This is a genomic window from Comamonas sp. 4034 (assembly GCF_050434545.1).
Classification (GTDB): Bacteria; Pseudomonadota; Gammaproteobacteria; order Burkholderiales; family Burkholderiaceae_C; genus Comamonas; species Comamonas odontotermitis.
Window position 1 is genome coordinate 1 of record NZ_JBNDIT010000011.1, and the last position, 25,404, is coordinate 25,404.

23 protein-coding genes and 1 other RNA gene are annotated in these 25,404 nt (G+C 62.3%); 8 read left to right on the forward strand and 16 right to left on the reverse strand.

The window, feature by feature from the left end:
- Nucleotides 1-431: 431 nt before the first annotated feature.
- Together ABIE32_RS12990 and ffs are read right to left on the reverse strand one after the other, a co-directional pair.
- Nucleotides 432-869 (reverse strand): DUF6538 domain-containing protein, encoded by a 438-nt coding sequence (locus tag ABIE32_RS12990; RefSeq protein WP_429016704.1) that lies wholly within the window; start codon nt 867-869, stop codon nt 432-434.
- Between the two features lie 114 nt (nt 870-983).
- Nucleotides 984-1,080, reverse strand: an RNA gene (gene ffs, locus ABIE32_RS12995) — signal recognition particle sRNA small type.
- Between the two features lie 156 nt (nt 1,081-1,236).
- On the opposite strand from ffs, the gene dnaX reads away from it, so the two are divergent.
- The 4 genes from dnaX (at nt 1,237) to ABIE32_RS13015 (ending at nt 6,354) form a co-directional block, all read left to right on the forward strand.
- Entirely contained in the window at nt 1,237-3,501 is a 2,265-nt protein-coding gene (gene dnaX / locus ABIE32_RS13000) for a DNA polymerase III subunit gamma/tau (protein ID WP_429016706.1), read from the forward strand.
- 63 nt (nt 3,502-3,564) lie between these two features.
- On the forward strand, nt 3,565-3,897 hold the full coding sequence (locus tag ABIE32_RS13005; protein WP_184709307.1) for a YbaB/EbfC family nucleoid-associated protein: 333 nt from the start codon (nt 3,565-3,567) through the stop codon (nt 3,895-3,897).
- 65 nt (nt 3,898-3,962) lie between these two features.
- Complete coding sequence (gene recR, locus ABIE32_RS13010; protein ID WP_377779431.1) at nt 3,963-4,553, forward strand: recombination mediator RecR; 591 nt, start codon at nt 3,963-3,965, stop codon at nt 4,551-4,553.
- A gap of 496 nt (nt 4,554-5,049) precedes the next feature.
- On the forward strand, nt 5,050-6,354 hold the full coding sequence (locus tag ABIE32_RS13015) for an MFS transporter (protein WP_224152271.1): 1,305 nt from the start codon (nt 5,050-5,052) through the stop codon (nt 6,352-6,354).
- 129 nt (nt 6,355-6,483) lie between these two features.
- Here ABIE32_RS13015 and ABIE32_RS13020 read toward each other — a convergent pair whose 3' ends face one another.
- Both ABIE32_RS13020 and ABIE32_RS13025 read right to left on the reverse strand, forming a co-directional pair.
- Complete coding sequence (locus tag ABIE32_RS13020; protein WP_429016708.1) at nt 6,484-7,596, reverse strand: hypothetical protein; 1,113 nt, start codon at nt 7,594-7,596, stop codon at nt 6,484-6,486.
- A 245-nt stretch (nt 7,597-7,841) separates the two neighbouring features.
- Nucleotides 7,842-8,648 (reverse strand): ferritin-like domain-containing protein, encoded by an 807-nt coding sequence (locus tag ABIE32_RS13025; protein ID WP_429016709.1) that lies wholly within the window; start codon nt 8,646-8,648, stop codon nt 7,842-7,844.
- An 84-nt stretch (nt 8,649-8,732) separates the two neighbouring features.
- Here ABIE32_RS13025 and ABIE32_RS13030 point away from each other — a divergent pair, with 84 nt between their 5' ends.
- Together ABIE32_RS13030 and ABIE32_RS13035 are read left to right on the forward strand one after the other, a co-directional pair.
- Nucleotides 8,733-9,260, forward strand: coding sequence for a gamma carbonic anhydrase family protein (locus tag ABIE32_RS13030; RefSeq protein WP_429016711.1), 528 nt, complete (start codon nt 8,733-8,735; stop codon nt 9,258-9,260).
- A 113-nt stretch (nt 9,261-9,373) separates the two neighbouring features.
- Nucleotides 9,374-10,363, forward strand: coding sequence for an Hsp33 family molecular chaperone HslO (locus tag ABIE32_RS13035; protein WP_429016713.1), 990 nt, complete (start codon nt 9,374-9,376; stop codon nt 10,361-10,363).
- Nucleotides 10,364-10,454: 91 nt separating this feature from the next.
- Here ABIE32_RS13035 and ABIE32_RS13040 read toward each other — a convergent pair whose 3' ends face one another.
- From ABIE32_RS13040 to ABIE32_RS13065, 6 genes are all read right to left on the reverse strand, one after another.
- The gene (locus tag ABIE32_RS13040) at nt 10,455-10,973 is read right to left on the reverse strand and encodes a hypothetical protein (protein ID WP_429016715.1); all 519 of its coding nucleotides are present in this window, start codon (nt 10,971-10,973) and stop codon (nt 10,455-10,457) included.
- 115 nt (nt 10,974-11,088) lie between these two features.
- Nucleotides 11,089-11,367: an FtsB family cell division protein gene (locus ABIE32_RS13045; RefSeq protein WP_224152276.1), complete on the reverse strand. Its 279-nt coding sequence runs from the start codon at nt 11,365-11,367 to the stop codon at nt 11,089-11,091.
- A 41-nt stretch (nt 11,368-11,408) separates the two neighbouring features.
- Nucleotides 11,409-12,695 (reverse strand): phosphopyruvate hydratase, encoded by a 1,287-nt coding sequence (gene eno, locus ABIE32_RS13050; protein WP_184709289.1) that lies wholly within the window; start codon nt 12,693-12,695, stop codon nt 11,409-11,411.
- A gap of 103 nt (nt 12,696-12,798) precedes the next feature.
- Complete coding sequence (locus ABIE32_RS13055) at nt 12,799-13,089, reverse strand: DUF1330 domain-containing protein (protein WP_224152278.1); 291 nt, start codon at nt 13,087-13,089, stop codon at nt 12,799-12,801.
- 2 nt (nt 13,090-13,091) lie between these two features.
- Nucleotides 13,092-13,949, reverse strand: coding sequence for a 3-deoxy-8-phosphooctulonate synthase (kdsA, locus tag ABIE32_RS13060; protein WP_224152279.1), 858 nt, complete (start codon nt 13,947-13,949; stop codon nt 13,092-13,094).
- Between the two features lie 114 nt (nt 13,950-14,063).
- Nucleotides 14,064-15,719, reverse strand: coding sequence for a CTP synthase (locus tag ABIE32_RS13065; protein ID WP_224152280.1), 1,656 nt, complete (start codon nt 15,717-15,719; stop codon nt 14,064-14,066).
- Between the two features lie 163 nt (nt 15,720-15,882).
- On the opposite strand from ABIE32_RS13065, the gene coaBC reads away from it, so the two are divergent.
- On the forward strand, nt 15,883-17,100 hold the full coding sequence (gene coaBC, locus ABIE32_RS13070; RefSeq protein ID WP_429016719.1) for a bifunctional phosphopantothenoylcysteine decarboxylase/phosphopantothenate--cysteine ligase CoaBC: 1,218 nt from the start codon (nt 15,883-15,885) through the stop codon (nt 17,098-17,100).
- A gap of 156 nt (nt 17,101-17,256) precedes the next feature.
- Here the strand turns inward: coaBC and ABIE32_RS13075 are convergent, their stop codons facing one another.
- The 6 genes from ABIE32_RS13075 to ABIE32_RS13100 all read right to left on the reverse strand — a co-directional run bounded on the left by ABIE32_RS13075 (nt 17,257) and on the right by ABIE32_RS13100 (nt 24,157).
- Complete coding sequence (locus ABIE32_RS13075) at nt 17,257-18,273, reverse strand: Ldh family oxidoreductase (RefSeq protein WP_377779451.1); 1,017 nt, start codon at nt 18,271-18,273, stop codon at nt 17,257-17,259.
- A gap of 161 nt (nt 18,274-18,434) precedes the next feature.
- The gene (locus tag ABIE32_RS13080; protein WP_429016721.1) at nt 18,435-19,379 is read right to left on the reverse strand and encodes a succinylglutamate desuccinylase; all 945 of its coding nucleotides are present in this window, start codon (nt 19,377-19,379) and stop codon (nt 18,435-18,437) included.
- A 625-nt stretch (nt 19,380-20,004) separates the two neighbouring features.
- Nucleotides 20,005-20,781: a tRNA (guanosine(46)-N7)-methyltransferase TrmB gene (gene trmB / locus ABIE32_RS13085; protein ID WP_429016724.1), complete on the reverse strand. Its 777-nt coding sequence runs from the start codon at nt 20,779-20,781 to the stop codon at nt 20,005-20,007.
- 163 nt (nt 20,782-20,944) lie between these two features.
- Nucleotides 20,945-21,952, reverse strand: coding sequence for a tRNA glutamyl-Q(34) synthetase GluQRS (gene gluQRS / locus ABIE32_RS13090; protein WP_429016726.1), 1,008 nt, complete (start codon nt 21,950-21,952; stop codon nt 20,945-20,947).
- Between the two features lie 27 nt (nt 21,953-21,979).
- Nucleotides 21,980-23,476 (reverse strand): sensor histidine kinase, encoded by a 1,497-nt coding sequence (locus ABIE32_RS13095; protein ID WP_429016729.1) that lies wholly within the window; start codon nt 23,474-23,476, stop codon nt 21,980-21,982.
- Complete coding sequence (locus ABIE32_RS13100) at nt 23,477-24,157, reverse strand: response regulator transcription factor (RefSeq protein ID WP_224152287.1); 681 nt, start codon at nt 24,155-24,157, stop codon at nt 23,477-23,479.
- 193 nt (nt 24,158-24,350) lie between these two features.
- Between ABIE32_RS13100 and ABIE32_RS13105 the strand changes: the two genes are divergently transcribed.
- Nucleotides 24,351-25,376, forward strand: a complete 1,026-nt coding sequence (locus ABIE32_RS13105; protein WP_429016733.1) for an ABC transporter substrate-binding protein — start codon at nt 24,351-24,353, stop codon at nt 25,374-25,376.
- Nucleotides 25,377-25,404: the final 28 nt, after the last annotated feature.

The window sequence follows — 25,404 nt, forward strand, 5'->3', positions numbered from 1 at the left end:
AGTTTGTGGTGCGGTACTTGCGCCGACCCCAGTTCGTCTCACTCATCATCCGAGCCTACTACCGCTGCGGCCCGGATTTGTGCAACAAAGCCATTCTGCAATGTGGGCTTGGTTGGCTGTATTGGACGAGGGTCTGGGCACGAGCCCATGGCTGAGTGACTGGCGTTGGCTCCTCTTTCAGTCGAGCACCATTGCCCCGTCTCTGTCCAGTATTTTCTGGTGCACTGCATCTCTGTGAGCGTGGGTCTTGGCACAGACCTCGAAAGAGGCTCCTGTCTTTGCGGAGATGGGTTGGTCAAGCAGCCACGACCTGAAAGCGTCTCCATGTGCTCTGCTCAATTGGTTGATGGGAAGGCGTCCCAATGCCTTCTCGCAGGTGTCGATGGCAAGCCGGCAGGCTTGTTCGGATGACCGTGCGCGCTTCTTGGCCCTCAGCCAGCGCTTGTACAGCTCACTGAGCGTGGGCATCTCTGCGAACAGGGCTGGGCCTGCTTGAGAGCCCACGGCAGCCGTTTTCTTGGTGGCTGGAGGGGTAGAGGTAGGGGTGAGGCGTTTGCGCTCGTGTACGTGCTTCCTGTGACTCCTGTATTCGCCTCTGCCGGGATGAGGATGCCTTGCAGTGGCTCCAAGACCTTTCGGGTCTGCTCGGAGATGGTGGTCACGTCGCCGGAGGTCTTCTTGGCGGCAGCGAACAAAGCCAGAAGCCTTGCTCTTTCGATGGTGGCGAGCAGCTCTGCCTCCGGCCTGTCAGATGTGCCAAGACTCTTGCGGATGCGGTCGCGCCCAAACCTTGTTCTAAGGGCAATCGGAATGGTCGTTCTGAGCTGGTAAATGCCGCCTCTGAGGTTGAGGCCTGGAAGTGCTGCCATGAATGCGAAAAACACATGTCTGGTTGGACAAAGTGTCACACTCGTGTGTCACATATGGCAGAAAAGAGCCTTGGCTGAGGCTAACTTCTTGATTGCAAAGAGGTTTTCAGCGAAGGTGACGAGCCTTACCCCCGGCACTGGATCCACAGTTAGGGCTGCTTGGTTCCCCACCTGACCCGGTTGGCCGCTTCCCCATGCGGGGAGGCCCGTCAGGGGTGCATTGTACCGAAAGAAATGGAGGCTTTTGGCTTGAAAGGCCAAAGAACGATGCCTGATGCGTGATGACGGTGCAGGTCTGGCCGGTTGTCGGTTGCACAAAACAGTGCGGGGCTGGCGAGGCCTCCGACTGCCCGTAGAATGCCTGCCTATGTCCTATCTCGTTCTCGCCCGCAAATACCGTCCACGGAATTTCTCTGAAATGGTGGGCCAGGAGCATGTGGTGCAGGCATTGACCAATGCCCTCACCCAGCAGCGCTTGCACCATGCCTATTTGTTCACGGGAACGCGTGGGGTGGGCAAGACGACGGTCTCGCGGATCCTGGCCAAGTCGCTCAATTGCACGGGGGCCGATGGCACGGGTGGCATCACGGCAACCCCGTGCGGCGTGTGCCCGGCCTGCGTCGAGATCGACAGTGGCCGCTTTCCTGATTACACGGAGCTTGACGCCGCCTCCAACCGTGGCGTGGATGAAGTGCAAGGCCTGCTGGAGCAGGCAGTCTACAAACCCGTGCAAGGGCGCTTCAAGGTCTTCATGATCGATGAAGTGCACATGCTCACCAATACCGCCTTCAATGCCATGCTGAAGACGCTGGAGGAGCCGCCCGAGTACCTGAAGTTCGTGCTGGCGACCACCGATCCGCAAAAGGTGCCGGTGACCGTGCTCTCGCGCTGCCTGCAGTTCAACCTGCGGCCCATGGCGCCTGAAACGGTGCAGGAGCATCTGGGGCGCGTGCTGGCCAACGAGAATATCCCGGCCGAGACCCAGGCGCTGCGTCTTCTGTCGCGCGCAGCGCGTGGTTCCATGCGCGATGCGCTCAGCCTGACCGACCAGGCCATTGCCTTCGCCGGCGGCCAGTTGCAGGAAACGGGTGTGCGCCAGATGCTGGGCGCGGTCGACAGCAGCCATGTGTTCCGCCTGATTGATGCGTTGGCGCGCGGTGATGGTGCGGAGGTGGTGGCAACCGTTGATCAGTTGCGCCACCAGGGGCTGTCAGCCGCATCCACGCTGGAAGACATGGGCGTGCAGCTGCAGCGCATGGCCGTGCTGCAGGCTGTGCCCGAGAAGGCCCAGGCTGCCGTTGCGAATGACGATGCCGAGCAGCAGGAGGTTCTGCGTCTTGCGCAATTGATGCCTGCAGACGAAACCCAGCTGCTCTACAGCATTGCCTTGCATGGACGGGCCGAGCTGGGGCTGGCGCCTGACGAATATGCAGCGCTGACCATGGCGCTGCTGCGTCTGCTGGCCTTCAAGCCTGCGGGCGCGGCTGAAAAAAAAACTCTGAATAGCACGGTTGCTGCCGCCGCACCACAACCAAAACCACCAGTAGCGCCCGTACAGCAAGCGCAGCCAGCTATCAAAAATGTAGAGCCAACGGCATCTGTGTCCGCACCCGCACCCGTGGCTGTGCAGGAGGCAGCGCCCGTGGCTGCAGAGCCTGTCGCAGCACCGGCTATGACCCAGCCGAAGCCGGAGGAGCCTGCGCAGGCCTTTGTTGCAGCCTCGGTAATGCCTGCTGCCCCCGCTCCGCTCGCATCCGCCATGCCTGCCGCACCAACCGCGCAGGCCAGCCCCGCTTCCGTGGTGGAACAGCCCGTCGCGCCCGATGCAGCGCCTGTCCTTGCATCTGCGGTTACACCTGCCAGCACCTCCGTCGATGCCGTGCGGCTGCCGGTACGCACTGCGGAAGACCTGATTCCTGCGCGCTCTCACCCTGCCGAGCCGCCTGTCGCCGCGGACGACGAAGCGCTGCCGCCGGAAGAGGGCGATGACGACGAGGACGCGATACCTGTGGCGCCGGTGGACGCCGACGATGCACCGTATTTTGACGACGTGCCGGATGAAGCCTACCTGGATGATGCCGCGCCTTCCGGATCTGCACCCACCCTGCCTGACGTGCGGGCGGCCGATGAGCCACCTGCGCAGCCCGGCTTGATTGCCTTGCCTGTGCAGGCGCACCAGGCAAGCGATTACGACCGCCCCGCCAGCTTTGGCGATAACCTGGGCCGGGTGCCGCCGGAGTTTGCCGATACGCCAGAAGGCGGTTTCTGGAACGAGACCGTGCTCAAGCTGATCGAGACCGAGGCGATTACCGCCGTGGCGCGCCAACTGGCACTGCGCTCGCAGCTCATCAGGCGCGAAGCCGATTGCTGGTGGCTGCGGGTGGATCTGGAGACGCTGGCGCAGCCCGGTACGGTGGAGCGCTTGCGCACCGCACTGGTGGCAGCGGGCCTCGTGGGCAGGATCGAGATGAGTGTGGGGGCGGTGGAAGACTGCCCGGCCCGGCGCAAGGCGCATGCACAGCAGGCGCGCCAGCGCGCGGCTGAGGATGTGGTGCGCAATGACCCCTATGTCCAGTCTCTGATACAGCAATTTGGCGCGAAAATAGTGCCAGGCAGCATTCAGCCCCTATGATGATGTGTTGGGCCGCGTGCAAGTGATTCGCGTGCCGCAGAGTTTCAAATAGAAGGATCTTTCATGTTCAACAAAGGACAACTCGCAGGTTTGATGAAGCAGGCCCAGGCCATGCAGGACAACCTGAAAAAGGCCCAGGACGAGCTGGCCAATATCGAAGTCGAAGGCGAGTCGGGTGCGGGCCTGGTCAAGGTGCTGATGACCTGCAAGCATGATGTCAAGCGCGTGACGATTGACCCGAGCCTGTTGTCCGATGACAAGGACATGCTGGAAGACCTGGTGGCTGCCGCCTTCAATGCGGCCGTTCGCAAGGCGGAAGAGACCAGCAACGAAAAGATGGGCAAGATCACTGCGGGCATGCCCGGTCTCCCAGGTGGCATGAAGTTTCCATTCTGATTATTTTGATAGCATGCACCGCGCGCTAGATAAGCGTTGCGGTGCTTTTTCTTTTGGAATTTGCCATGTCTGATACCAGCACCCTTGAAGCCCTGGTGCAAGCGCTGCGCCGCCTGCCCGGGGTGGGCGTCAAATCGGCATCGCGCATGGCATTCCATCTTCTGCAGAATGACCGCGAAGGCGCCGAGTTGCTCTCCCGTGCATTGCATGAGGCCAGCACCCGCGTGCGCCATTGCGAGCGCTGCCACACCTTCACGGAAAACGCCATCTGCGAAACCTGCCTGGATGCGGGGCGCGATGCGGCCCGCCTGTGCGTGGTGGAAACGCCCGCCGACCAGGCGGCGCTGGAGCGCACGGGAGCGTACAAGGGCCTGTACTACGTGCTGATGGGGCGCTTGTCGCCGCTCGATGGCATCGGCCCACGCGACATCGGCCTGCAGCAATTGCTGGAGCGGGCCAGCGATGGCGTAGTGCAGGAAGTGATTCTTGCCACCAACTTCACGGCAGAAGGGGAAGCCACCGCGCATGTGCTGGGCGAAGCCCTGCAGCGCCGTGGCGTGGGCTTCACGCGCCTGGCCCGAGGCGTGCCGATTGGCAGCGAGCTGGAATATGTCGATCTGGGCACCATCGCCCATGCCTTGGCAGACCGGCGCTGAGGCCGACTTCTCGCTGCATGCTTGCGCCAACGTGCCATTGCGCCGCCGGAGGCCGGGCGCAGGCCGGTTCTTCTGGCAGCCATTCCCAGTCGTTGGGTATGTGCGGGCTCGTATTTCCGTGCTTACCCGCGTTTTGCCGCCGGATGTCCGGTTTTCGACAGCAGTGATTGCATAGTACAACTACAATTTCATACGGGTCTTGATGGCGTCTCATGCATTTTCTGCATGATCGCCGCTGCTGCGTGGCTCGTCTCGTGGATTTGCCGGTACTTCTGCTCGCACGCCTGGTTTGCTTTGATTCATTTCCCGATCCCATGATTTCGTCGCCTGCCTTGCGTAGGGGCGCGCGCTGTGTCGCCACAGTGCAGCCTTCCAGAGGCATCGGCGTAATCGATGGATCGGAAAACGCAAAGCCACGCGCAGAACCAAGCCCTTTTTCGTGAACTGCAACGGCTGCGCTCGCGCCGACTGCGACTTGTGTTTTTAGGACTTCTGCGTGCAATCTACTGCTGTATCCAAGAGAAATATTCTGGCCGCTGTCATTGGCAATGCGCTGGAATGGTATGACTTTCTCGTCTTCGCCTTCATGACGCCCATCGTGGCCAAGCTGTTCTTCCCGAGCAATCCGAACGACCCGAGCGACGACCTCAACAAGATCCTAATGACTACGGCGGTGTTCGGCGTGGGCTTTTTCATGCGTCCGGTGGGCGGCATCCTGCTGGGCCTGTATGGCGACCGCAAGGGCCGCAAGGCGGCCATGGTGATGGTGACGGCCATCATGGCGGTGGCGATTGCACTGATCACCTTTGCGCCGACCTACCAGGGTGTTGGCGTCTGGGCGCCGATCTTCATCGTGCTGGCGCGCCTGCTGCAAGGCTTTGCGGCGGGGGGCGAGTTCGGTACCTCGACGGCCCTGCTGATCGAGCTGGCACCCAAGGGCAAGCGTGGCTTCTACGGCTCCTGGCAGATGACGGGGCAGATGGCTGCCTTGCTGATCGGTGCCGCCGTAGGTACCTTGATCACTGATGTTTTCAGCCATGAGCAACTCATGGGCTGGGCCTGGCGCATTCCGTTTGCCGTGGGCCTGCTGATCGTGCCGGTGGCGATCTACATCCGCCGCCATGTGGAAGAGCCGGAAACCTTCTTGAAGCTGCAGGCAGCGCAGAAGGCTGGCACCATCAAGCAGGTGGGCGTGCTGGAGATGCTGCGCACCCACGCGCGCGAAACCCTGGTGGGCATGGGCCTGGTGGTGACCGCCACGGTGTCGATCTACATCACCTTCACCTATCTGGTGACGTACTCCACGGTCACCCTCAAGCTGCCGTTGCATGACACGTTCATGGTGCAGATGGTGGGCGCTGCGATGATGGTGGTGCTGATGCCGTTCATGGGCGCATGGTCGGACCGCGTCGGCCGCCGGCCGCTGATGATCGGCTCCCTCATTGGCTACCTGCTGGTGCTGTACCCGCTGTACGCGTGGCTTACCGATGGCCCGACGATTGCGAAGCTGATGACCGTACAGGTGGTGGTGTGCGTTTTTGTTTCGGTGTTCTTTGGTGTGTTCAGCACGGTGATGGCCGAATTATTCCCCGCCCACGTACGCTCGGTGGGCATGTCCATGGCCTACAACATTGCAGTGATGGTGTTTGGCGGGTTCGCGCAGTTCATCGTCACCTGGCTGATCAAGACGACGGGTTCGACGATGTCGCCCGCCTTCTATGTGATGTTCGGCGTGACGCTGGGCCTCATCGCCTCGTTCTTCATCCGCGAACGCGCGCATGAAGAGCATCTGGATGCCTGATGGTCAGCTAAAAAACGAAGGGGCTGAACCAGACAGGTGCTGGCACCCATGAAAAACCCGGCTGCGCAGATGGCGAGCCGGGTTTTTTATTGCCGCTAATGCTTTGGGGGCGAGACCAGTATGACCAGGTCAATCGGGGGATGTATAGGTTTGCAGCAGATCCTGCCACTGCGACTCCAGGGCGAGTACCGGGGTAGCGAGCGGTGGCGGCAGCAACTGGTCTACGGCCTGCTGCAGCGTCAGCCCCAATTGCTTGCCGAGCAGCAGGGAGTGGGCAATCAGGACCAGACTGTCATGTGGCACATCGGGCCACGCCGTGGCGGCTGCGGCAGTGAGTGCCATGGCATGTTCCTGGTACAGGGCGATGCAATCGGGCGGGCGTGGTGCATTGCTCTGCGCAACCGCGTCCAGCATGCCTGACCAGGCATGCAATTGCTCGGCACGCAGACTGGCGAGCAACTGGGGAAGCGAAGTGTAGATGTGCCGCTTGGACAGCTCCTGCGACTGTGCCATGCGCAGCAGGTTGAAAAGCAGCGTGGGCTGGGCTTGCAGAAACTGGGTGAGTGCTTCTGGCTCGGCGTTGGCCTTCAGTTGGGCCCTCAGGGCACGGGCTTCCCTCACGGTGGGCAGCACCACGCGTGCAGGCACAGGCTCTGGCCGCCGCACGGCATAGCCTTGCAGCAGGTCCACCTGGTTTTCCTGCGCCAGCTGCAACTGGGAGGCAGACTCGATCTTGTCGGCAATCAGGGTGACGCCCGGGATGCGCCGGCCCCAGCGGATCATCAGCACGGCGCGCTCGGCAGCCAGCACGGAAAAATCGATCTTCAGGTAGTTGACCAGGTCATGCCAGGGCGCATATGCGGAGTCGAGTACCGAGTGGTTGAAGGCCAGCGCAAAACCCTTGTCGCGCAGCGCCGCAAGCGCGGGGCGGCGGGCTTCCACTTCGCTGGATGCTGCATGGCCCAATGAAGGAATCTCCAGGACTACCTTGTCCGAGGGCAGCAGATCGAGATGCGGGCTGCGCAGGCTCTCGTAAGTGGTGTTGAGAAACAGAAGGCCATCATCGAGCAGCGCTGCGGGCTTGAGGTGCGAGAGCACCGAGTGGGCGAGCGACAGGTCCGAGTCGATGGTGTGGGTGGACGCTGTGCGGGAACGGTTGAATATCTCGTGCCCCACTTGCATGCCATTGGCATCGCGAATGGACTGCCATGCGATAGGGGGGGCTGGAGAGGTGAAATCCATGGCGACTGCCGCTGGACCGGAGGCTGGGGATGGCGCGCTCGTATGTTGCATGTACAGCTGAATATCCGTCTGTGCGAGATGCCTTGGGAAGTTGGCGGCGCAGGCGGTATCCGCAATTCGTTATGTCTCGGGGTTGGAAGTATTTTCGTCCATATTGTGCGCAAGCACTGACACAGATTGAATGAGAAGCACAGGTTTTTGTAGCAAGTTGCGCGTTCTGCCACAAAGGAATGAACGCCTATTTGTTACAACTGTGCTTCCAGCCAGGCCAGTTCTGCCGGGCTGAATCCGGCCTGGCTGCGTGCTGCCAGATTGATGGGCGGTTTGGGGCGAGGAGCTTCGTAGCGGGCCACCAGATCGCTGTAATGGGCTTCCGGGTTGAGTCCCTGGGCTGCGCAGACATGCCGGTACCAATGGTTGCCGATGGCAACATGGCCTACCTCTTCACGCAGAATGATGTCCAGAATGGCCACGGCTTCCAGGGCGTCGGGCGCACCGGTTTGTTGCAATTTGGACTGGATCTGGGGTGTTGCATCCAAGCCACGGGCTTCCAGGGTGCGAGGCACCAGAGCCATGCGAGCGACGATATCGCCAGCGGTTTTCTCGCACATGGTCCACAGGCCCTGGTGTGCGGGAAAGTCGCCATAGTCGGCTCCCCACTTCTGCAGATGGGCGCGCAGCAGGCGAAAGTGCTTGGCTTCCTCTGCTGCAACCTGCAGCCAGTCCAGGTAGTACTGGCGCGGCATGCCAGGAAAACGCCAGATGGCATCGAGTGCCAGGTTGATGGCGTTGAACTCGATATGTGCGATCGCATGCAGAAGGATGGCGCGCCCTTCAGGGGTTGCGGGCGAGCGACGCGCGACTGCCGTGTGGGGCTTGAGTTCGGGCTTGGCGGGGTGGCCGGGCAAATCTGCCGCAGGCGGAGCTGTCAACTGCGCATCGATTGCTATGGATATTGAAGCGCTTTGCGCATGCAGGGCAAGCGCCAGTGCAGATTTTTCTTCGGGATCGCGCACGCACAGGGCATGCAGGGCGCTTTGACGTAATTCCATCCCTACAATTATGGATCAGCCCGCAGATGCAGCGCATCGGCCGTTGCAGGCAAGGGGCGTTTCAGAGCAAAAACAGGAGACATGATGGCGAAGTATGAATTGGATGGCGTGCAGCCCGAAGTGGATGCCGGAGCCTGGGTGGCCGACAGCGCGCAGGTCATTGGACGGGTGCATCTCGCGGCGGACAGCAGCGTGTGGTTTGGTGCCATTCTGCGTGGCGACAACGACCTGATCCGGGTGGGAGAGGGCTCCAACATCCAGGATGGCAGCGTGCTGCACACCGACAAGGGCAAGCCGCTGGATATCGGCCGCCACGTCACCATCGGCCACAACGTCATCCTGCATGGCTGCACGATTGGCGACGAGTCATTGATTGGCATGGGGGCCATCGTGCTCAATGGCGCCAGGATCGGCAGGCGCTGTCTCGTGGGCGCGGGGGCACTGGTCACCGAGAACAAGGAGTTTCCCGATGGCAGCCTGATCGTCGGCAACCCGGCCAAGGTGGTGCGCCAATTGACCGAAGAGCAGATGGAAGGCTTGAAGCGCAGCGCGCAGGGATATATGGCCAATGCCAGCCGCTTTGCGGCGGGTCTGCGAAAATTACCGGAATAAGAATATGTTTGCGATCTCCGCGCCACGCGGCTGCACAGAGGTCGCAAGCATGTTCCAAACCATCGCCCGGGCACCGCAGGATGCACGCGGCGAACCAAGGATGGGAATCACGAGTGTCTGAACTGCATAAATTTTTGTTTGATGGCCTGCCCGTGCGTGGCGCGGTCGTGCGCCTGACGGAAGCCTGGCAGGAGATCCTGAAGCGCCGCGCGGCCAACACCACATCCGGTGCCTATCCGCTGCCGGTGCAGGAGCTGCTGGGCGAGATGACGGCTGCCGGTGTGCTGATGCAGTCCAACATCAAGTTCAACGGCGCGCTGGTGTTTCAGATCTCCGGAGATGGCCCCGTCAAGCTGGCGGTGACCGAGGTGCAGTCCAATCTGAGCGTGCGCTCCACTGTGACCATCAGCGGCGAGGTGTCCACCGACGCGAGCTTGACCGATATGGTCAACGTGCATGGCAAGGGCCGTTGCGCGATCACGCTCGACCCCAAGGAGAAGCTCCCTGGCCAGCAAGCCTACCAGGGTGTGGTGCCGCTGGTGAACCTGGATGGCGAACCGGTGGACAGCCTCGCTGCCATCCTGCAGCAGTACATGCGCCAGTCCGAACAGCTGGACACCGTGCTGGTTCTTGCTGCGAACGAGCAGGTGGCGGCGGGCCTGATGGTGCAGCGCATGCCGATCAAGGGCGAAGCCAATCTGGCGGCCGGTAGCCTGAACACCGAAGACGACGACCAGATTGACCAGAATGAGGAATACAACCGCATCGCCCACCTGGCGGCCAGCCTGACGCGCGACGAATTGCTGAACCTCGATGTGGAAACCATTCTGCATCGCCTCTTCTGGGAAGAGAAGCTGCTGCGCTTTGTGCCGGAAGACGGCGAAGGCGGCCCGCACTTTGCCTGTACCTGCAACCGTGACCGTGTGGTGGGCATGCTGCGCAACCTGGGGCAGGAAGAGGTGGATAGCATTCTGGAGGAGCAGGGCCTGATCGAGGTGGGCTGCGAGTTCTGCGGCCAGCAGTACCGGTTTGATGCAGTGGATACTGCGCATCTGTTTACCGAACCCGGCAACGACCCGCCAGCTTCGAGGCGCATGCAGTAGGACCAGTAGGTCTGCAAGCTTCGCGGTACCTGACAAAAAACCACGCATTGCGTGGTTTTTTCATTGGGTATCAACAGGCCCGGGCTTCTGCTCACAGGCTTTCGGAGCTGGTCAGTCCCTTGAAGAGGCGGAATTCACATTCCGGATCGCTGCATTTTTCGCAGCTCCAACTCCATCGTGTCAGATTGCCGTGTTCCCGCAATGCACTGCGCCGCGCCTGCAGTGCAGGCGCATCGGGAAACCAGTTGCACAAGGCGGTGAGTGCGTCGTCCAGCAGGCGCGTACCCTGGCTGAACAGCACCTGAAACGGCTGGCGCTGGCTGACCAGATCGGCGCGCAGCTGCATCAATGCGTCCTGTGCGTGCTGCACTTGGGTATTGCTGGCGCTCAAAGGCGGGGTGAGCAGCAGCAGGGCATCGGTGGCGCCAAGTGCGCGCGCATCGAGCTGCATTGCAGCGCCGGGGCGGAAGTGAAAGCAGCCCTCTGCACCCAGCGCATGCTGCAGGCTGGCAGCCAATGCGCAAGCGTCTTCCACGGCGCAGGCCACCACATGGACGCATGCCATGGACGGCGATACAGGCGTGGTGCGGGTGCTGGGAAACGCAGACATAGGGCGCGATGATACGGCGAAAAAGAAAGCGCCTTCGGTAGGAAGGCGCTTCAGGGGAACATGTCAGCCAGCGCGCGGCCGGAGCCGATTGCGCTATTCGATCCCGCTTGAGTTTCTACTTGCGCGTGTACTGCACAAATACCTCATTGGGTTTGACCATGCCCAGTTCATTGCGGGCCTTGGCTTCCACCATGTCCATGCCTTGCTTGAGATCGCTCACCTCGGTTTCCAGGCGCACATTTTCGCGCTCGGCGGCCTCGTTCTCGGTCTTTTGCTTGGCGATCTGCTCTTTCATGTCCTTGACGTACGGGACGCTTCCCCGGCCGCTCCACAGCTGGGCATGGATGCTGACCAGGATGGCCAGCAGCACAAAGGGAACAATGCGGGAAATCATGAACGCAGATCGATCAATAGACAATGGCTAAAGCCGCAAGCTTAACGCAGATTGTAAAAGGCGGCGCGGCCAGGGTACACAGCCACATCGCCCAGGTCTTCCTCGATGCGCAGCAACTGGTTGTACTTGGCCATGCGGTCCGAGCGGCTGAGCGAGCCGGTCTTGATCTGGCCAGCGTTCAGGCCTACGGCGATGTCGGCAATCGTGCTGTCCTCGGTTTCGCCGGAGCGGTGCGAGATCACGGCGGTGTAGCCTGCGCGCTTGGCCATTTCGATGGCGGCAAAGGTTTCGCTCAGGGTGCCAATCTGATTGATCTTGATCAAGATCGAGTTGGCGATACCCTTGTCGATGCCTTCCTTGAGGATCTTGGTGTTGGTGACGAACAGGTCGTCGCCCACCAGCTGCACCTTCTTGCCCAGGCGCTCGGTCAGCACCTTCCAGCCGTCCCAGTCGCCTTCGTGCATGCCATCTTCGATGGAAATGATGGGGTACTTGTCGCACCAGGCGGCCAGCATGTCGGTCCACTGCTCGGCCGTCAGGCTGATGCCGCCTTCGCCTTCGAGCACGTACTTGCCGTCCTTGTAGAACTCGGAGGCGGCGCAGTCCAGGGCCAGCGCGATCTGGTCGCCAGCGGTGTAGCCGGCCTTGTCGATGGCTTCCAGAATCAGCTGGATCGCTGCTTCATGGTTTTCGACCGATGGCGCAAAACCGCCTTCGTCGCCCACGGCAGTGGGCATGCCACGGCTGTCGATGATCTTCTTCAAGGCGTGGAACACCTCGGCGCCCCAGCGCAGCGCTTCGCGGAAGCTCGGCGCGCCCACGGGCACGATCATGAATTCCTGCAGGTCCAGGCTGTTGTTGGCGTGGGCGCCGCCGTTGATGACGTTCATCATCGGCACGGGCAGCTGCACACCGGCCATGCCGCCAAAGTAGCGGTACAGCGGCAGGCCGGCCTCTTCGGCAGCGGCGCGGGCGACAGCCATCGACACGGCCAGCATGGCATTGGCGCCCAGGCGGCTCTTGTTGTCGGTGTTGTCCAGATCGATCAGGGTCTTGTCCAGGAAAGCCTGCTCGGCTGCATCCAGGCCCAGGATGGCTTCGGAGATTTCGGTATTGATGTGCTCCACGGCCTTGAGCACACCCTTGCCCAGGTAACGGCTCTTGTCGCCGTCACGCAGCTCGATGGCTTCGCGGGAGCCGGTGGATGCGCCCGACGGCACGGCCGCACGGCCCATCACACCCGATTCCAGCAGCACATCGCATTCGACGGTGGGGTTACCACGCGAATCCAGAATTTCGCGGCCAACGATATCAACAATTGCACTCACTTTAGAGCCTTTCAGAGATTGAAAAACGGGTTGCGTTGCTGCAAAAAGAGGAGCTGCAGCCGCGCGATATACGTGCGCTGGGGGCTAAAAACATCCCAAACGGTTATACACCTTCGACCAGAACCATGCGCATGATAGCGGCACCTTCGCGCGCTGCGCGGGCCTTGGTGTATTCCGGGGAGTTATAAAACTTATGTGCGCTCTCGGTATCCTTGAACTTGAGGATCACGGTGCGGCCAGGGTTCCAGTCGCCTTCGATCACTTCCACCTTGCCGCCGCGCACGCAGACTTCGGCGCCATAGGCTTGCATGGCGATGGTGCTGTACTTGCGGTATTCCTCGTACTGCTCAGGGTTGGTGACGGTGACCGACGCGATGATGTAGGCAGAGGCCATGCTTATGCTCCAAAATTGTTTTCGAGGTAGCCACTCTTCTTGGTGACGTTGTCCAGTGCGACCAGGGTCTCCAACAGCGCTTTCATGTGCTTGAGGGGCACGGCGTTGGGGCCGTCGGAGAGTGCGTTGCAGGGATCGGGATGGGTTTCCATGAACACGCCAGCCACGCCCACGGCAATGGCGGCGCGGGCCAGCACGGGCACCATCTCGCGCATGCCGCCGCTGCTGGTGCCATTGCCGCCGGGCAACTGCACGCTGTGCGTGGCGTCAAACACCACAGGGGCATTCGTCTCGCGCATGATGGCCAGCGAGCGCATGTCGCTCACCAGGTTGTTGTAGCCAAAGCTGGCGCCGCGCTCGCAGGCCAGAAAGCTGTCCTCGGGCAGGCCTGCTTCCTTGGCGGCGGCACGGGCCTTGTCGATGACGTTCTTCATATCGTGAGGCGCCAGGAACTGGCCCTTCTTGATATTGACCGGCTTGCCCGACTGCGCGCAGGCACGGATGAAGTCGGTCTGGCGGCAGAGGAACGCCGGGGTTTGCAGCACATCGACAATGCTGGCCACGTAGGGCACTTCGGCCTCGGTGTGCACATCGGTGAGGATGGGAACGTTCAGCTCCTTTTTCACCTTGGCGAGAATCTCCAGGCCCTTTTCCATGCCCGGGCCGCGAAAGCTCGTGCCCGAGGAGCGGTTGGCCTTGTCGAAACTGCTCTTGAAGATGAAAGGAATGCCCAGCGACGCGGTGATTTCCTGGAGCTGGCCGGCCACATCCATCTGCAGCTGTTCGGATTCGACCACGCAGGGGCCGGCGATCAGGAAAAAGCGTTTGTCGAGGCCGATGTCAAATCCGCACAATTGCATGGAGGGCTCCTCAGCGATAAGGGGTGGGGGTGCGCCATGAAAAACGGTGTGCATTGTTGTATGCTTCGTTTTTCATAGCGACTGGCGCCTGCAGTGATTGCACTGGCGCCTTTTTTACTTGGAAACTACCTTCTTGCGGTCCACGGCCGCCTTGATGAAGGCATTGAACAGCGGATGGCCCGCCCATGGGGTGGACTTGAACTCGGGGTGGAACTGCACGCCGATGTACCAAGGGTGCACCTTGGCAGGCAGCTCGACGATTTCGGTCAGGTGCTCGCGCTGGGTCAGCGCGGAAATCACCAGGCCTGCGTCGCGCAGCTTGTCCAGGTACTGGGTGTTGGCTTCGTAGCGGTGGCGGTGGCGCTCGGTCACCACGTCGCCGTAGATGCTGTGGGCCAGGCTGCCCGACTGCACATCGGACGATTGCGCGCCCAGGCGCATGGTGCCGCCGAGGTCGGAGTTTTCGTCACGCGTCTTGATCGTGCCGTCGGCATCCTTCCACTCGGTGATCAGCGCGATCACGGGGTGGGGCGTCTGGCGGTCGAACTCGGTAGAGTTGGCATTGTCCAGGCCCGCCACATGGCGTGCGTATTCAATGGTGGCCACCTGCATGCCCAGGCAGATGCCCAGGTAGGGCACCTTGTGCTCACGGGCGTAGCGGGCGGTGGAAATCTTGCCTTCCACACCGCGTGAGCCAAAGCCGCCGGGCACCAGAATGCCGTCGTAGCTCTTGAGCATTTCGGCAGCCGCCTTGTCGTCCACCGTTTCGGAATCCACGTGCGTGATCTTCACGCGCACATGGTTCTGCATGCCGGCGTGCTTGAGCGCTTCGTTGACCGATTTGTAGGCGTCCGACAGCTCCACATACTTGCCGACCATGGCAATCGAGACCTCGCCCTTGGGGTGCTCGGTCTCGTACACCAGGTCGTCCCAGCGCTTGAGGTTGGCGGGCGGTGTGTTCAGGCGCAACTTGTCGCAGATCAAGCCGTCCAGGCCTTGCTCGTGCAGCATGCGGGGCACCTTGTAGATGGTGTCCACATCCCACATGCTGATCACGCCCCACGACTGCACGTTGGTGAAGAGCGAGATCTTGTCGCGCTCTTCCTCGGGCACGGCGTGTTGCGCGCGGCACAGCAGTGCATCGGGCTGAATGCCGATTTCGCGCAGCTTCTGCACCGTGTGCTGGGTGGGCTTGGTCTTGAGCTCGCCAGCCGCCGCAATGTAGGGCAGGTAGGTCAGGTGCACGAAGGCCGAGTTGTTGGGGCCGAGCTTGAGCGAGAGCTGGCGCACCGCTTCGAGGAAGGGCAGCGATTCGATATCGCCGACCGTGCCGCCGATCTCGCAGATTGCCACGTCCACCGCATGGTCGGTGCCGATACCGGCGCCGCGCTTGACGTATTCCTGAATTTCGTTGGTGATGTGGGGGATGACCTGCACGGTCTTGCCCAGGTAATCACCACGGCGTTCTTTCTCCAGCACGCTCTGGTAGATGCGGCCGGTCGTGAAGTTGTTGGACTGGCGCATGCGCGTTTCGATGAAACGCTCATAGTGGCCCAGATCCAGGTCGGTCTCTGCGCCGTCGTCAGTCACGAACACTTCGCCGTGCTGGAAGGGGGACATGGTGCCTGGATCCACGTTGATGTAGGGATCCAGCTTGATCAGGGTGACTTTGAGTCCGCGCGATTCCAAAATCGCTGCAAGGGAGGCTGAGGCGATTCCCTTACCGAGGGAAGACACCACACCGCCAGTGACGAAGACAAATTTGGTCATGTCTTTTTGGGAGGTGGGAAATTCTGATTATAAAGGCGCTTGCGAAGGCGGCGCGCGAGGTGCTGGCAATGGTCTGCAAAATGCATGGGATTGGCCGTGCTGGCATGCGCCTTTGCATGGCTGGGCAGGCGCTGCGCCATGGGGCTCTGCTACATTGGCGGGCATGAACCAGCTCCATGGAAAACATATTGTCCTCGGCATGTCCGGTGGCGTTGCCGCCTTCAAATCGGCCGAGCTGTGCCGCCGCCTGACCAAGGCAGGCGCCACCGTGCAGGTGGTGATGACCGAATCGGCCACCCAGTTCATGACGCCGGTGACCATGCAGGCGCTCTCCAACCGGCCTGTCTATGTATCGCAGTGGGATGCACGCGAGCACAACAACATGCCGCACATCAATCTGAGCCGTGAGGCCGATGCCATTGTGATTGCGCCGTGCAGCGCAGATTTCATCGCCCGCCTGGTGCAGGGCCGGGCCGACGAGCTGCTGAGCCTGCTGTGCCTGGCGCGGCCCATGGGGACGGTGCCGCTCATCCTTGCCCCGGCCATGAACCGCGAGATGTGGGCACACCCGGCCACGCAGCGTAACCTGCGCCAGGTGCAGGCGGACGGCGCCGTGGTGCTGGGCGTGGGCAATGGCGACCAGGCCTGTGGCGAGACCGGCGACGGCCGCATGCTCGAAGCTGCCGAGATCGAAGAGGAGCTGCAGTACTTCTTTGCCGCCAAATCGCTTGCAGGCAAGAAACTGCTGATCACCGCCGGGCCCACCTTCGAGGCGATCGACCCGGTGCGCGGCATCACCAACCTCTCCAGCGGCAAGATGGGTTTTGCCATTGCGCGGGCCGCCCAGGCGGCCGGGGCGCAGGTTACCCTGGTGGCTGGTCCGGTGCATGTGCCCACGCCGCGCGGCGTGCGCCGCATCGATGTGCAATCGGCGCAGAACATGCTCGATGCCGTGCTGAACAATGTGGATGGCGCCGATGTCTTTGTTGCCACCGCAGCCGTGGCGGACTGGCGCCCGGCCCGAGCCGCGGACCAGAAGATCAAGAAGGACGGCAGTGGTGGCCAGGTGCCGCAGATGGCTTTTGTGGAGAACCCCGACATTCTGGCGACCGTGGCGCAACTGCCGCGCGCGCAAAGCGGCCAGCTCTACTGCGTGGGCTTTGCGGCAGAAAGCGAAAACCTGCTGGCCAATGCTGAGGCCAAGCGCCTGCGCAAACAGATTCCGCTGCTGGTGGGCAATATCGGCCCGGCCACATTCGGCAAGGATGACAACGCCTTGCTGCTGGTGGATGCGCACGGCCACCAGGAACTGCCACGCGCGAGCAAGGCGGTGCTGGGCGAGCAGCTGGTGGCGGAGATTGCGCGCCGACTGGCGCAGTAAGCAACTGCGCTCCAGCTATAAAGGTCTTCAACCGATTGCTATCAAAAATAGAGCTTTTGGCGTCTGTGAATATTGGGTTCTAAGGACTTGAGCGGTCAAACTCCAATCAACGCGCGCGCTTCCAGCTCTTCTTTTTGAATCAACGCAAGCACCGCGTCACTGCAGCAGGGCTTCAATGTCGTTGTAGAGCGCACGCGACATGCTGATGCCTTGCTTGGCGCTCTGGGCGCGGGCGGCGAAGCGGCGCTCTGACGGCAGGCGGGCGCCCTGGTCGGTAATGGCTGCAAACATGGCCTCGGCGCGCTCCTGCGAGGCAGGCCAGTCGCCGCCTGCAAAGCGCTGAGGGTCAAAGGCCAGCAGCAGGTGGCCGTGGTAGGGCACACCGCCTTTGCCTGCGTCAAAATCCATTGAGCCCTGGCTGTTGAGGTCGCCAATCAGCGCACCGGCCATCAGCTCTACCATCGTGGACAGGGCCGATCCCTTGTGGCCACCAAATGTCAGCATGGCGCCCTTGGCTACGGCTACCGGGTCGGTGGAGGGTGTGCCGTCCACATCCACCCCAGCGCCTTCGGGCAGGGGCTTGCCCGCACGGCGGTGCAGCTCCAGGTCGCCGCGTGCGATGGCGCTGGTGGCAAAGTCAAACACATAGGGGTATGGGCCCGGGCGCGGCCAGCCAAAGGCAATCGGGTTGGTGCCGAACACACCGCGCTTGCCGCCCGTGGGGGCCACCCAGGCGTGGCTGGGCGTCATCACCAGTGCAGCCAGGCCCTGGGCGGTGAGCATTTCCACTTCGGGCCACAGGGCGGTGAAATGAAAGCAGTGGTTGATGACCAGCGCGCCCACGCCGAGCTGGCGCGTGGCAGCCACTAGATGCGGCAGGCCAGCTTCCAATGCCAGCGGCGAGAAAGCCTTGCGCGCGTCGACCCGCGTGATCGCGCCCTGTGTGGGCTGCACGATGGGCTCTGCCTGCAAGTCCACCAGGCCGGTGCGGATGGTCTGCGCCGCGCTCAAGATGCGGTAGGCGCCGTGCGACTGGCAGGCATCGCGCTGGCCCGCAACCACAATGCGCGTCATGGCGCTGGCGTGCGCTGCGCTCAGGCCCAGGTGCTGCAACACGCGCATCGACAGGTCATGCAATTGCGCCTCAGGAATCAGGATGGTGTCGTTGTTCATATCGCTCATGGTGTCTCCAATCCTGCCGAGCTTAGCAGGCGGCATGGCGCATTGCAGCCACCGGCGCGGCATCTGCGGGTTAATCCTGAATTGATAGCAAGAAAGGCATGCTGCGCAAGCGCAACATGCCTTTCTTAGTATGCGTGCTATGGCGGGCAGATTTACGCGTGGTCAGTCAGCGCCAGGTAGAACCATTCACGGTTCACTTCCGCATCGCTTTGCGGGAAGATCATGCAGCCATCGAATGGCGCCAGGATCTGCGTGCCGTCGGCGCGCGTGGCCAGCAGATCGCCCGTCTTGAAAGGGTCGAAGTTCTGCCACTCGCGGGTCATCTTGTCGTCCTTGTGCTGGCGCATGAAGACGTCCTTCATGTGGTGCGTGGTGTAGCGCGCGACCGGCTCGACGGTCACATCGGCCATGTCCAGCAGATTCAGCACACCGGCAATGCAGCGGTCGGCGATCTCGATGGCCTCGGGGTCGGCGTGCGAGCCCGATTCCACCGTGATCGCATAGCCGCCACGGCTGCGCATGAATTCGTTGGTGCCAATGCCGTGCTCGGCGCGGATGGCACCATTGCTGGCCTGAACCGCCTTGTCATACACCTCCAGCCAGCCCTGCACGATGGTGGGCAGGCCAACGGCCTTGGCAAAGGCTTCTTCCTCCAGCTGGCGGGCAAAGGGCTCCAGCGTGCCGGTGTTGTTGAGCGGGCCGGTCATGGCAAATGGCACGCCGTCACCGCTGTAGGAATGCAGGTCGAGCAGGGCATCGTGGCTCTCCAGCAAGGGGGCCAGCGCATTGACGACATGGTCTTCAAAGTTCTGGGGCTTGTCGGTTGGCACAAAGTTGCGGTTGAGATTGCGGTCGCCTTCTCGTTCGTTCTTGAAGAAGGCCTTTGGGTTTGCCACTGGCACCATGGTGAGGCGCCCGCGTTTGAGGCGTGCCTGGCCGGATTCAAAGCGCTCGATCCAGCGGCGGATGGCGTGCGTGCCGCTCTGCTCGTTGCCATGCACGGCACCAAAGATCAGCAGCGAGGGGCCAGGGGTGGCCGTAGCCCAGCCGTAGCTGCGCAATGCTTCGGGCTGGTCGGCCGAGATGGTAGTGTCCACGGGTTGGAGTTGAAAGCTGGAGACAGTCATATCAAGTCAATGGGTAGGTGTATGGCGGGCGCCGGTATTGCGGGTCCGCGCCGTGCGCGGGGCAAAGGATGGGCCTTTGCAAGGGTGCGCGCGGATGTGCGGCACAGAGGGGCGGCGGCCTGCCATTGGCGCAGCCTGTGCAACGCCAGCAGCCATCCTACCCGATTGGCAGCGATGCCGCCCTTTGGCGCATTATTTTTATAGCTGAAAGCGCTTTCTGGGCGGGCGCTGTGCGCCAAATTGACCAGGAAACGCTGTATGGATGTTTATCAACCCGGCAGCATCTTCGCCACGGGCCAGCGCAATAAAAAGGGCTGCAAAGCAGCCCTTAGAACGTGTTTACGATCTCTACGCAGCCGCGTTGGAGTGCAATCGGGATGCGTTCGAAGCGATGGGCCGCAGCTTGCACCGGGGTGCAAGCAAGGGCCAGCGCGAAGAAATCGCCCGATTTCACTCCAACCCGGAGGGACAGTGGGTTTGGGGACGCCCGGTTAGGCGCGCCCCTCGCATCCCATCCCTGGCCGGGCGCCCCGCAAAGCCACTGTCGCGGCGCGAGGAGATCGTAAACACGTTCTTAAAACGATGATTGCGCAGTTTATTGCGCGCGGCGGTACACCAGATCCCACACACCGTGGCCCAGGCGCAGGCCCCGGTTCTCAAACTTGGTGAGCGGCCGGTAATCGGGCTGCGGAGCATAGCCCTCTGCCGTGTTGCGCAGCTGCGGGTTGGCCGACAGCACTTCCAGCATCTGCTCGGCGTAAGGTTGCCAATCGGTGGCGCAGTGGATATAGCCGCCGATCCTTAGGCGATCCACCAGCTTGGCAACGAAAGGCGGCTGAATCAGGCGGCGCTTGTTGTGCTTCTTCTTGTGCCATGGGTCGGGAAAGAAGACGTGGATGCCGTCCAGCATGCCGGGTTGCAGCATGTTCTCGAGCACCTCCACCGCATCGTGCTGGAAGATGCGGATATTGGTGATGTCCTGCTCGCCAATGCGCTTGAGCAGGGCGCCCACACCGGGCTCGTGCACTTCGCAGCACAGAAAGTTGTCGTCGGGGCGCACCCGCGCAATGTGCGCGGTGGCTTCACCCATGCCAAAGCCGATCTCGAGAATCAAGGGTGCGGAGCGGCCAAAGGCGGTTTGTGCATCGAACGGCTGGCCGGTGTATTCCAGCACGTAACGTTCGCCAAACTCTTCAAACGCCTTGGCCTGCCCGGTGGTGGTGCGGCCCGCGCGGCGAACGTAGGAGCGGATCGTCTTGGGGTGCGCCACACCCGCTGGCGCGTGGCCGGGCGTGCTGCTGGCGTCAGCTGCATTGGTGACGATGGGTTCGGCGGCGGATGGATTCGCCTCTGGCGTCGAAGAATCTTGCATGGTGAGCGCGGGGCAGGCTCGGCGGGCCAAAGAGAATGGGGCCGGTCTGCCTGCTTTGTCAGAACTGAGGAAAAATTGATATGTATCTGCAGGCGCTGCCAAGACAGGCGTGCGTAACCCGGTATTGTAGGTTTTCTGCCTGCGTGGTTGGCGGTAGGTGGATTTAAGCGCGCAATCCGTCTTGGGGCACCGGTTGGGGCGCCGGTTTCTCCACATGGCGCGCCGCCCATTGCGGAACCCAATGTTCCAGCGTCTGGCCGATGCTTTGGCCAACATGGCTCTCCAGCCCCAGAAAGCGCCCGGCCTGCTGCAATGCGGCAAGGGCCTGCGCCTCGTTGCCTGTGGCAATGGACGGCGCGCCGTACTGTTTGGACAGCTTTTCACCATCGGCCTGCAGCACCAGCGGCGTATGCATATAGCGCGGTGTAGGCAGCCCCAGTGCGTGCTGCAGCAGCATCTGGCGTGGCGTGTTGTCGGCCAGATCGGCGCCGCGCACCACATCGGTAATGCCTTGCTCGGCATCGTCCACCACCACCGCCAACTGGTAGGCCCACAGGCCGTCGGCACGCTGCACCAGAAAATCCCCGACCGTCGAGGCCACGTCCTGGCGCAGATCACCCAGCAGCCGGTCGTGCCAGTGCAATTGCTGGTTTGCTATGAAAAAAGGAGTTGCAGCGCCAATCTGATCTGCGTTAGCGGCTGTTTCAACCAAGATTTTTTGGTAGCGCACGGTATGAAAGCGCCAACTGCGCGCGGCCTTGCCATGCAGACCATCGCGGCAGGTTCCGGGGTAGGGGCGCTCGCCGTGGCGCTCGTGCACATGGCCCAGGGCGGTCAGCGCGGCCTCCATGTCGCGCCGCGTGCAGCCACATGCGTAAGCCCAGCCTCCGGCCTGCAACTGTGCCAGTGCCTGCGCATACAGTGGGTGGCGGGCCGATTGCCACTCGGGCGGATCATCGGGAACGAGGCCGCATGCCAGGAGTTGGCGCAGGATTTCTTCCCCCATGCCCGGCGGGCAACGCGGCGGATCAATATCTTCGATCCGCACCAGCCAGCGCCCGCCATGCGCACGCGCATCCAGCCAGGAAGCAAGCGCCGCCACCAGCGAGCCCGCATGCAGCGGGCCGGTGGGCGAAGGGGCAAAGCGGCCCACGTAGGCAGAAGGTTTCATTGGGCCGAAAGTGTACTGCGCGCGAGACTAGCCCGCAGCCTTACGCGCAAAGCGCACGCTGATGCGCAGGCCTGGGCCAAAGGGGGGAGGGGAGGGTTGTTGGGCGTCGGCCAGTTGCAGGGTACCGCCGCTGGCCTGGGCCACTTCCTGCACGATGGCCAGGCCCAGCCCTGTGCCGGGGGTGTCGCTGGTCAGGCGGTAAAAGCGCTCCAGTACCTGGTCGCGGCTCTGGGCGGGAATGCCGGGGCCATTGTCTTCAACAAACAGCAGCAGGCTGCCAGCCTGCGCGTGCAATCCCAGGGTGACCTGGCCTTGTGGCGGCGTGTAGCGGATGGCGTTGTCCACCAGGTTGGCAATCAACTCGGGCAGCAGGCGGCTGGTGGTGAGCAAGGAAAACGGGGGGGCGCTCGTCGTAGCCGTGGTGCCCATAGCAGGCGTGGCATTGCGTGCAGGCTCGCTTTCCTCGGTTTCCTCTTTCTCCTCCCACCCCAGGTCGATCTGTTTCTGGTCGGCTGCCGGAGCCATGGCTTCCAGGCACTGCAGGCAGAGGGCTCGCAAATCCACCCACTGCGCCGCCTGCGTCGTGCTGCCTGCCTCTGCCTGCGCCAAGGTGAGGAGCTGGTTGGTCACGTTTACCAATTGCTGGTTGCTGCGCTGCAGCCGCTGCAGGATGGCCAGGCGCTGGGCGATGGAGAGCTCGGCCAGCGCTGCCGGCGTCTGGCCCAGGGCCTGTTCGAGCGTATGGGCCTGGATGGCCAGCGGTGTGCGCAACTGGTGCGCTGCATCGGAGATGAACTGCCGCTGCCGTGCCACCTGGGCGCGGATGGTGCGCGCAAACTGGTTGACGGTGTCGGCGAGCGGCCGCAGCTCCTGATGCAATTGACGTGAATCAAGGTGGAAATCCAGCTCCTTGGCGGGGCGTGCGGCCAGCTGGCGCGCCATGCGCAGCAGGGGGCGCAGCTCCAGGGTCAACGCGGTGGCACTCACCAGTACGGCCACGGCCAGTGCCCACAGCAGGTATTCCATGGTGGGCCACCACAGTGTCTGCACCATGTTGTCGCGGCTGTGTGTGGTTTTGCCGACCACAATGGTGATTTCCCGCGCCCCGGCCACGTCGTACATGGCGCGGCGCGTGATGACGGCGCGGATGGGCTGGCCCTGCCATACCGCGTCGTACCACTGGGCGTTGTCGCTGCCGCTCAATTGCAACTGCTGCGGCTGGGGGAAGTTCTGCTGTCCTGCCAGCAACTGTCCTTGCGCATCGGTCACGCTCAGATAGACGTGGTCGCGCGCGGGTGACATGAACAGGCTGAGTGCTGAGGGCGGCACGCTGGCATGCACGTCGCCGTCTTCCCAGATCAGGCGGTCGGCGAGGATCTTGGCCGACGAGAGCAGGTCGTGGTCCTGCACGTAGTCGGCCGCGTCTTCGGCGTGTTCGTGTGCAAACCAGCCGCACAGGGCCACCAGCACCGCCAGCGGCAGCAGTAGCCACAGGGCCAGGCGCGCGCGCAGGCTCTGCAACATCTATTCGCCGCCTGGCAGCTTTTGCTTGAGCAGGTAGCCCACGCCGCGCAGGGTCATGATGGTGGTGTCGCTGGCCTGCAGTTTCTTGCGCAGGCGGTGCACGTACAGATCGACGGCGTCGGCGCTGGCTTCTTCATCCATGCCGTAGATCACGTCCATCAGCCGTTGTTTGGAGAGCGCGCTGCCGTTTTGCAGCATCAGCGCTTCGAGCACGCTGCGCTCGCGCGGTGGCAGGGCCAGCTCTTCGCCTGCCACGCTGAACAGGCGCGTGCGCAGGTCCAGCTGCAGGTTGCCGCAGCGCACGTGGTTGTCGCGCCCGGGCATCTGCCGCCGGGCAATGGCCTGCATGCGCGCCAAAAGCTCCCGCACTTCCACCGGCTTGACGAGGTAGTCATCGGCGCCGATCTCCAGGCACAGCACCTTCTGATCGAGCGAATCGCTGGCCGTCAGCACGATCACCGGTACGCTGTCGCCGCGCTCGCGCAGCCGGCGCAGCAGGGCCTTGCCGGTGAGTTGCGGCAGGTTCAGGTCAAGCAGCAGCAGGTCGTAATGCGACTGGGTGAGCAACTGGTCGGCTGCGTCGCCACGGTCTACATGGTCGACCACAAAGGCGTGCTGGCGCAGCAGCTCCGCCAGGGATTGGGCGAGTTCCAGGTTGTCTTCGACCAGAAGAATTTTCATCAGATGCGGCGGCGCCCTAGGCACCCAAAAAAGAGATCAGGGATAACCACTAAAAATGCTGCAGTGCAGCGAAAGCGCACTGAAAGGGTGCCATTTCTAGACTCTGTTCCTATCCGGTGCATTATGCGGTCGCCCAACCGGGCGCTCAAGCCGACCAAGGTGCACCACGGACAACAACGCAAGGAGATGCACCATGACCACCATCCACACTTCACGCCGTGCTGCGCTGGCTGCCATTGCAGCTGCCGCTGCCTGCTGCATGGCAAGCCCTGCCGCACAGGCCGCTGACAGCGATACCGTCACCATCATGGTGGGCGGCATCAACAAGATCATCTATCTGCCCGCCAAGCTGGCCGAATCGCTGGGCTACTTCAAGGACGAGGGCCTGAAGGTGGAATTGCAGTCGCAGCCCGCAGGCGTGGATGCCGAAAACCAGCTGATTGCCGGTGCCGTGCAGGGCGTGGTGGGTTTTTATGACCACACCATCGATCTGCAGGCCAAGGGCAAGGAGATCGAGGCGATTGCGGTGTTCTGCAAGGTGCCGGGCGAGGTGGAGCTGGTTTCTGCCAAGGCGGCGGCAGCGGGTTTCAAGTCCATGGCCGATGCCAAGGGCAAGACGCTGGGCGTCACGGGCCTGGGCTCGTCCACCGAGTTTCTGACCCGCTATCTGGTCGACAAGCAGGGCGTGGCCAGCAAGGATTATTCGCTGCTGCCTGTGGGTGCAGGCAATTCCTTCATCGCCGGCATGAAGCAGGACCGTATCCAGGCCGGCATGACGACCGAGCCTACCGTGTCGCAAATGCTCAAGACCGGTGACGCGCAGGTGCTGGTGGACATGCGCAGCGAAGAGGGCACCAAGGCTGCACTGGGCGGCCTCTACCCTGCCGCCAGCCTGTACGTGCGCAACGAGTGGGCCGCAAGCCACAAGGAGCAGGCAGCCAAGCTGGCCCGCGCCTTTGGCAGGACGATGCAGTACATCAGCAGCCACAGCGCCGAAGACATTGCCGAGAAGATGCCCAAGGACTACTACGGCAACGACAAGGAGCTGTATGTGGCGGCGCTCAAGGCCTCGCTGCCCATGTACACCAAGGACGGCAAGATGCCAGAAGGCGGCCCGGAGACCGTGCTCAAGGTGCTGTCGGCCTACAAGCCGAATGTGAAGAGCGCGCATATCGACCTGGCCAAGACCTATTCCAACGCCTACCTGAACGCGAAGTAGGAAGCTGAGATCCATTTTTTAGCGCGTG

Bases quoted from the DNA above. Each gene is read 5' to 3' on its own strand.
- ABIE32_RS13075 (WP_377779451.1), bottom strand. From the start codon at position 18,273: ATGAACAACGACACCATCCTGATTCCTGAGGCGCAATTGCATGACCTG.
- ABIE32_RS12990 (WP_429016704.1), bottom strand. From the start codon at position 869: ATGGCAGCACTTCCAGGCCTCAACCTCAGAGGCGGCATTTACCAGCTC.
- ABIE32_RS13025 (WP_429016709.1), bottom strand. From the start codon at position 8,648: ATGGAATTACGTCAAAGCGCCCTGCATGCCCTGTGCGTGCGCGATCCC.
- ABIE32_RS13065 (WP_224152280.1), bottom strand. From the start codon at position 15,719: ATGACCAAATTTGTCTTCGTCACTGGCGGTGTGGTGTCTTCCCTCGGT.
- ABIE32_RS13030 (WP_429016711.1), top strand. From the start codon at position 8,733: ATGGCGAAGTATGAATTGGATGGCGTGCAGCCCGAAGTGGATGCCGGA.
- ABIE32_RS13020 (WP_429016708.1), bottom strand. From the start codon at position 7,596: ATGGATTTCACCTCTCCAGCCCCCCCTATCGCATGGCAGTCCATTCGC.
- kdsA (WP_224152279.1), bottom strand. From the start codon at position 13,949: ATGCAATTGTGCGGATTTGACATCGGCCTCGACAAACGCTTTTTCCTG.
- ABIE32_RS13045 (WP_224152276.1), bottom strand. From the start codon at position 11,367: ATGATTTCCCGCATTGTTCCCTTTGTGCTGCTGGCCATCCTGGTCAGC.
- ABIE32_RS13005 (WP_184709307.1), top strand. From the start codon at position 3,565: ATGTTCAACAAAGGACAACTCGCAGGTTTGATGAAGCAGGCCCAGGCC.
- ABIE32_RS13055 (WP_224152278.1), bottom strand. From the start codon at position 13,089: ATGGCCTCTGCCTACATCATCGCGTCGGTCACCGTCACCAACCCTGAG.
- ABIE32_RS13095 (WP_429016729.1), bottom strand. From the start codon at position 23,476: ATGTTGCAGAGCCTGCGCGCGCGCCTGGCCCTGTGGCTACTGCTGCCG.
- ABIE32_RS13100 (WP_224152287.1), bottom strand. From the start codon at position 24,157: ATGAAAATTCTTCTGGTCGAAGACAACCTGGAACTCGCCCAATCCCTG.
- coaBC (WP_429016719.1), top strand. From the start codon at position 15,883: ATGAACCAGCTCCATGGAAAACATATTGTCCTCGGCATGTCCGGTGGC.
- recR (WP_377779431.1), top strand. From the start codon at position 3,963: ATGTCTGATACCAGCACCCTTGAAGCCCTGGTGCAAGCGCTGCGCCGC.
- ABIE32_RS13040 (WP_429016715.1), bottom strand. From the start codon at position 10,973: ATGTCTGCGTTTCCCAGCACCCGCACCACGCCTGTATCGCCGTCCATG.
- trmB (WP_429016724.1), bottom strand. From the start codon at position 20,781: ATGCAAGATTCTTCGACGCCAGAGGCGAATCCATCCGCCGCCGAACCC.
- gluQRS (WP_429016726.1), bottom strand. From the start codon at position 21,952: ATGAAACCTTCTGCCTACGTGGGCCGCTTTGCCCCTTCGCCCACCGGC.
- dnaX (WP_429016706.1), top strand. From the start codon at position 1,237: ATGTCCTATCTCGTTCTCGCCCGCAAATACCGTCCACGGAATTTCTCT.
- ABIE32_RS13105 (WP_429016733.1), top strand. From the start codon at position 24,351: ATGACCACCATCCACACTTCACGCCGTGCTGCGCTGGCTGCCATTGCA.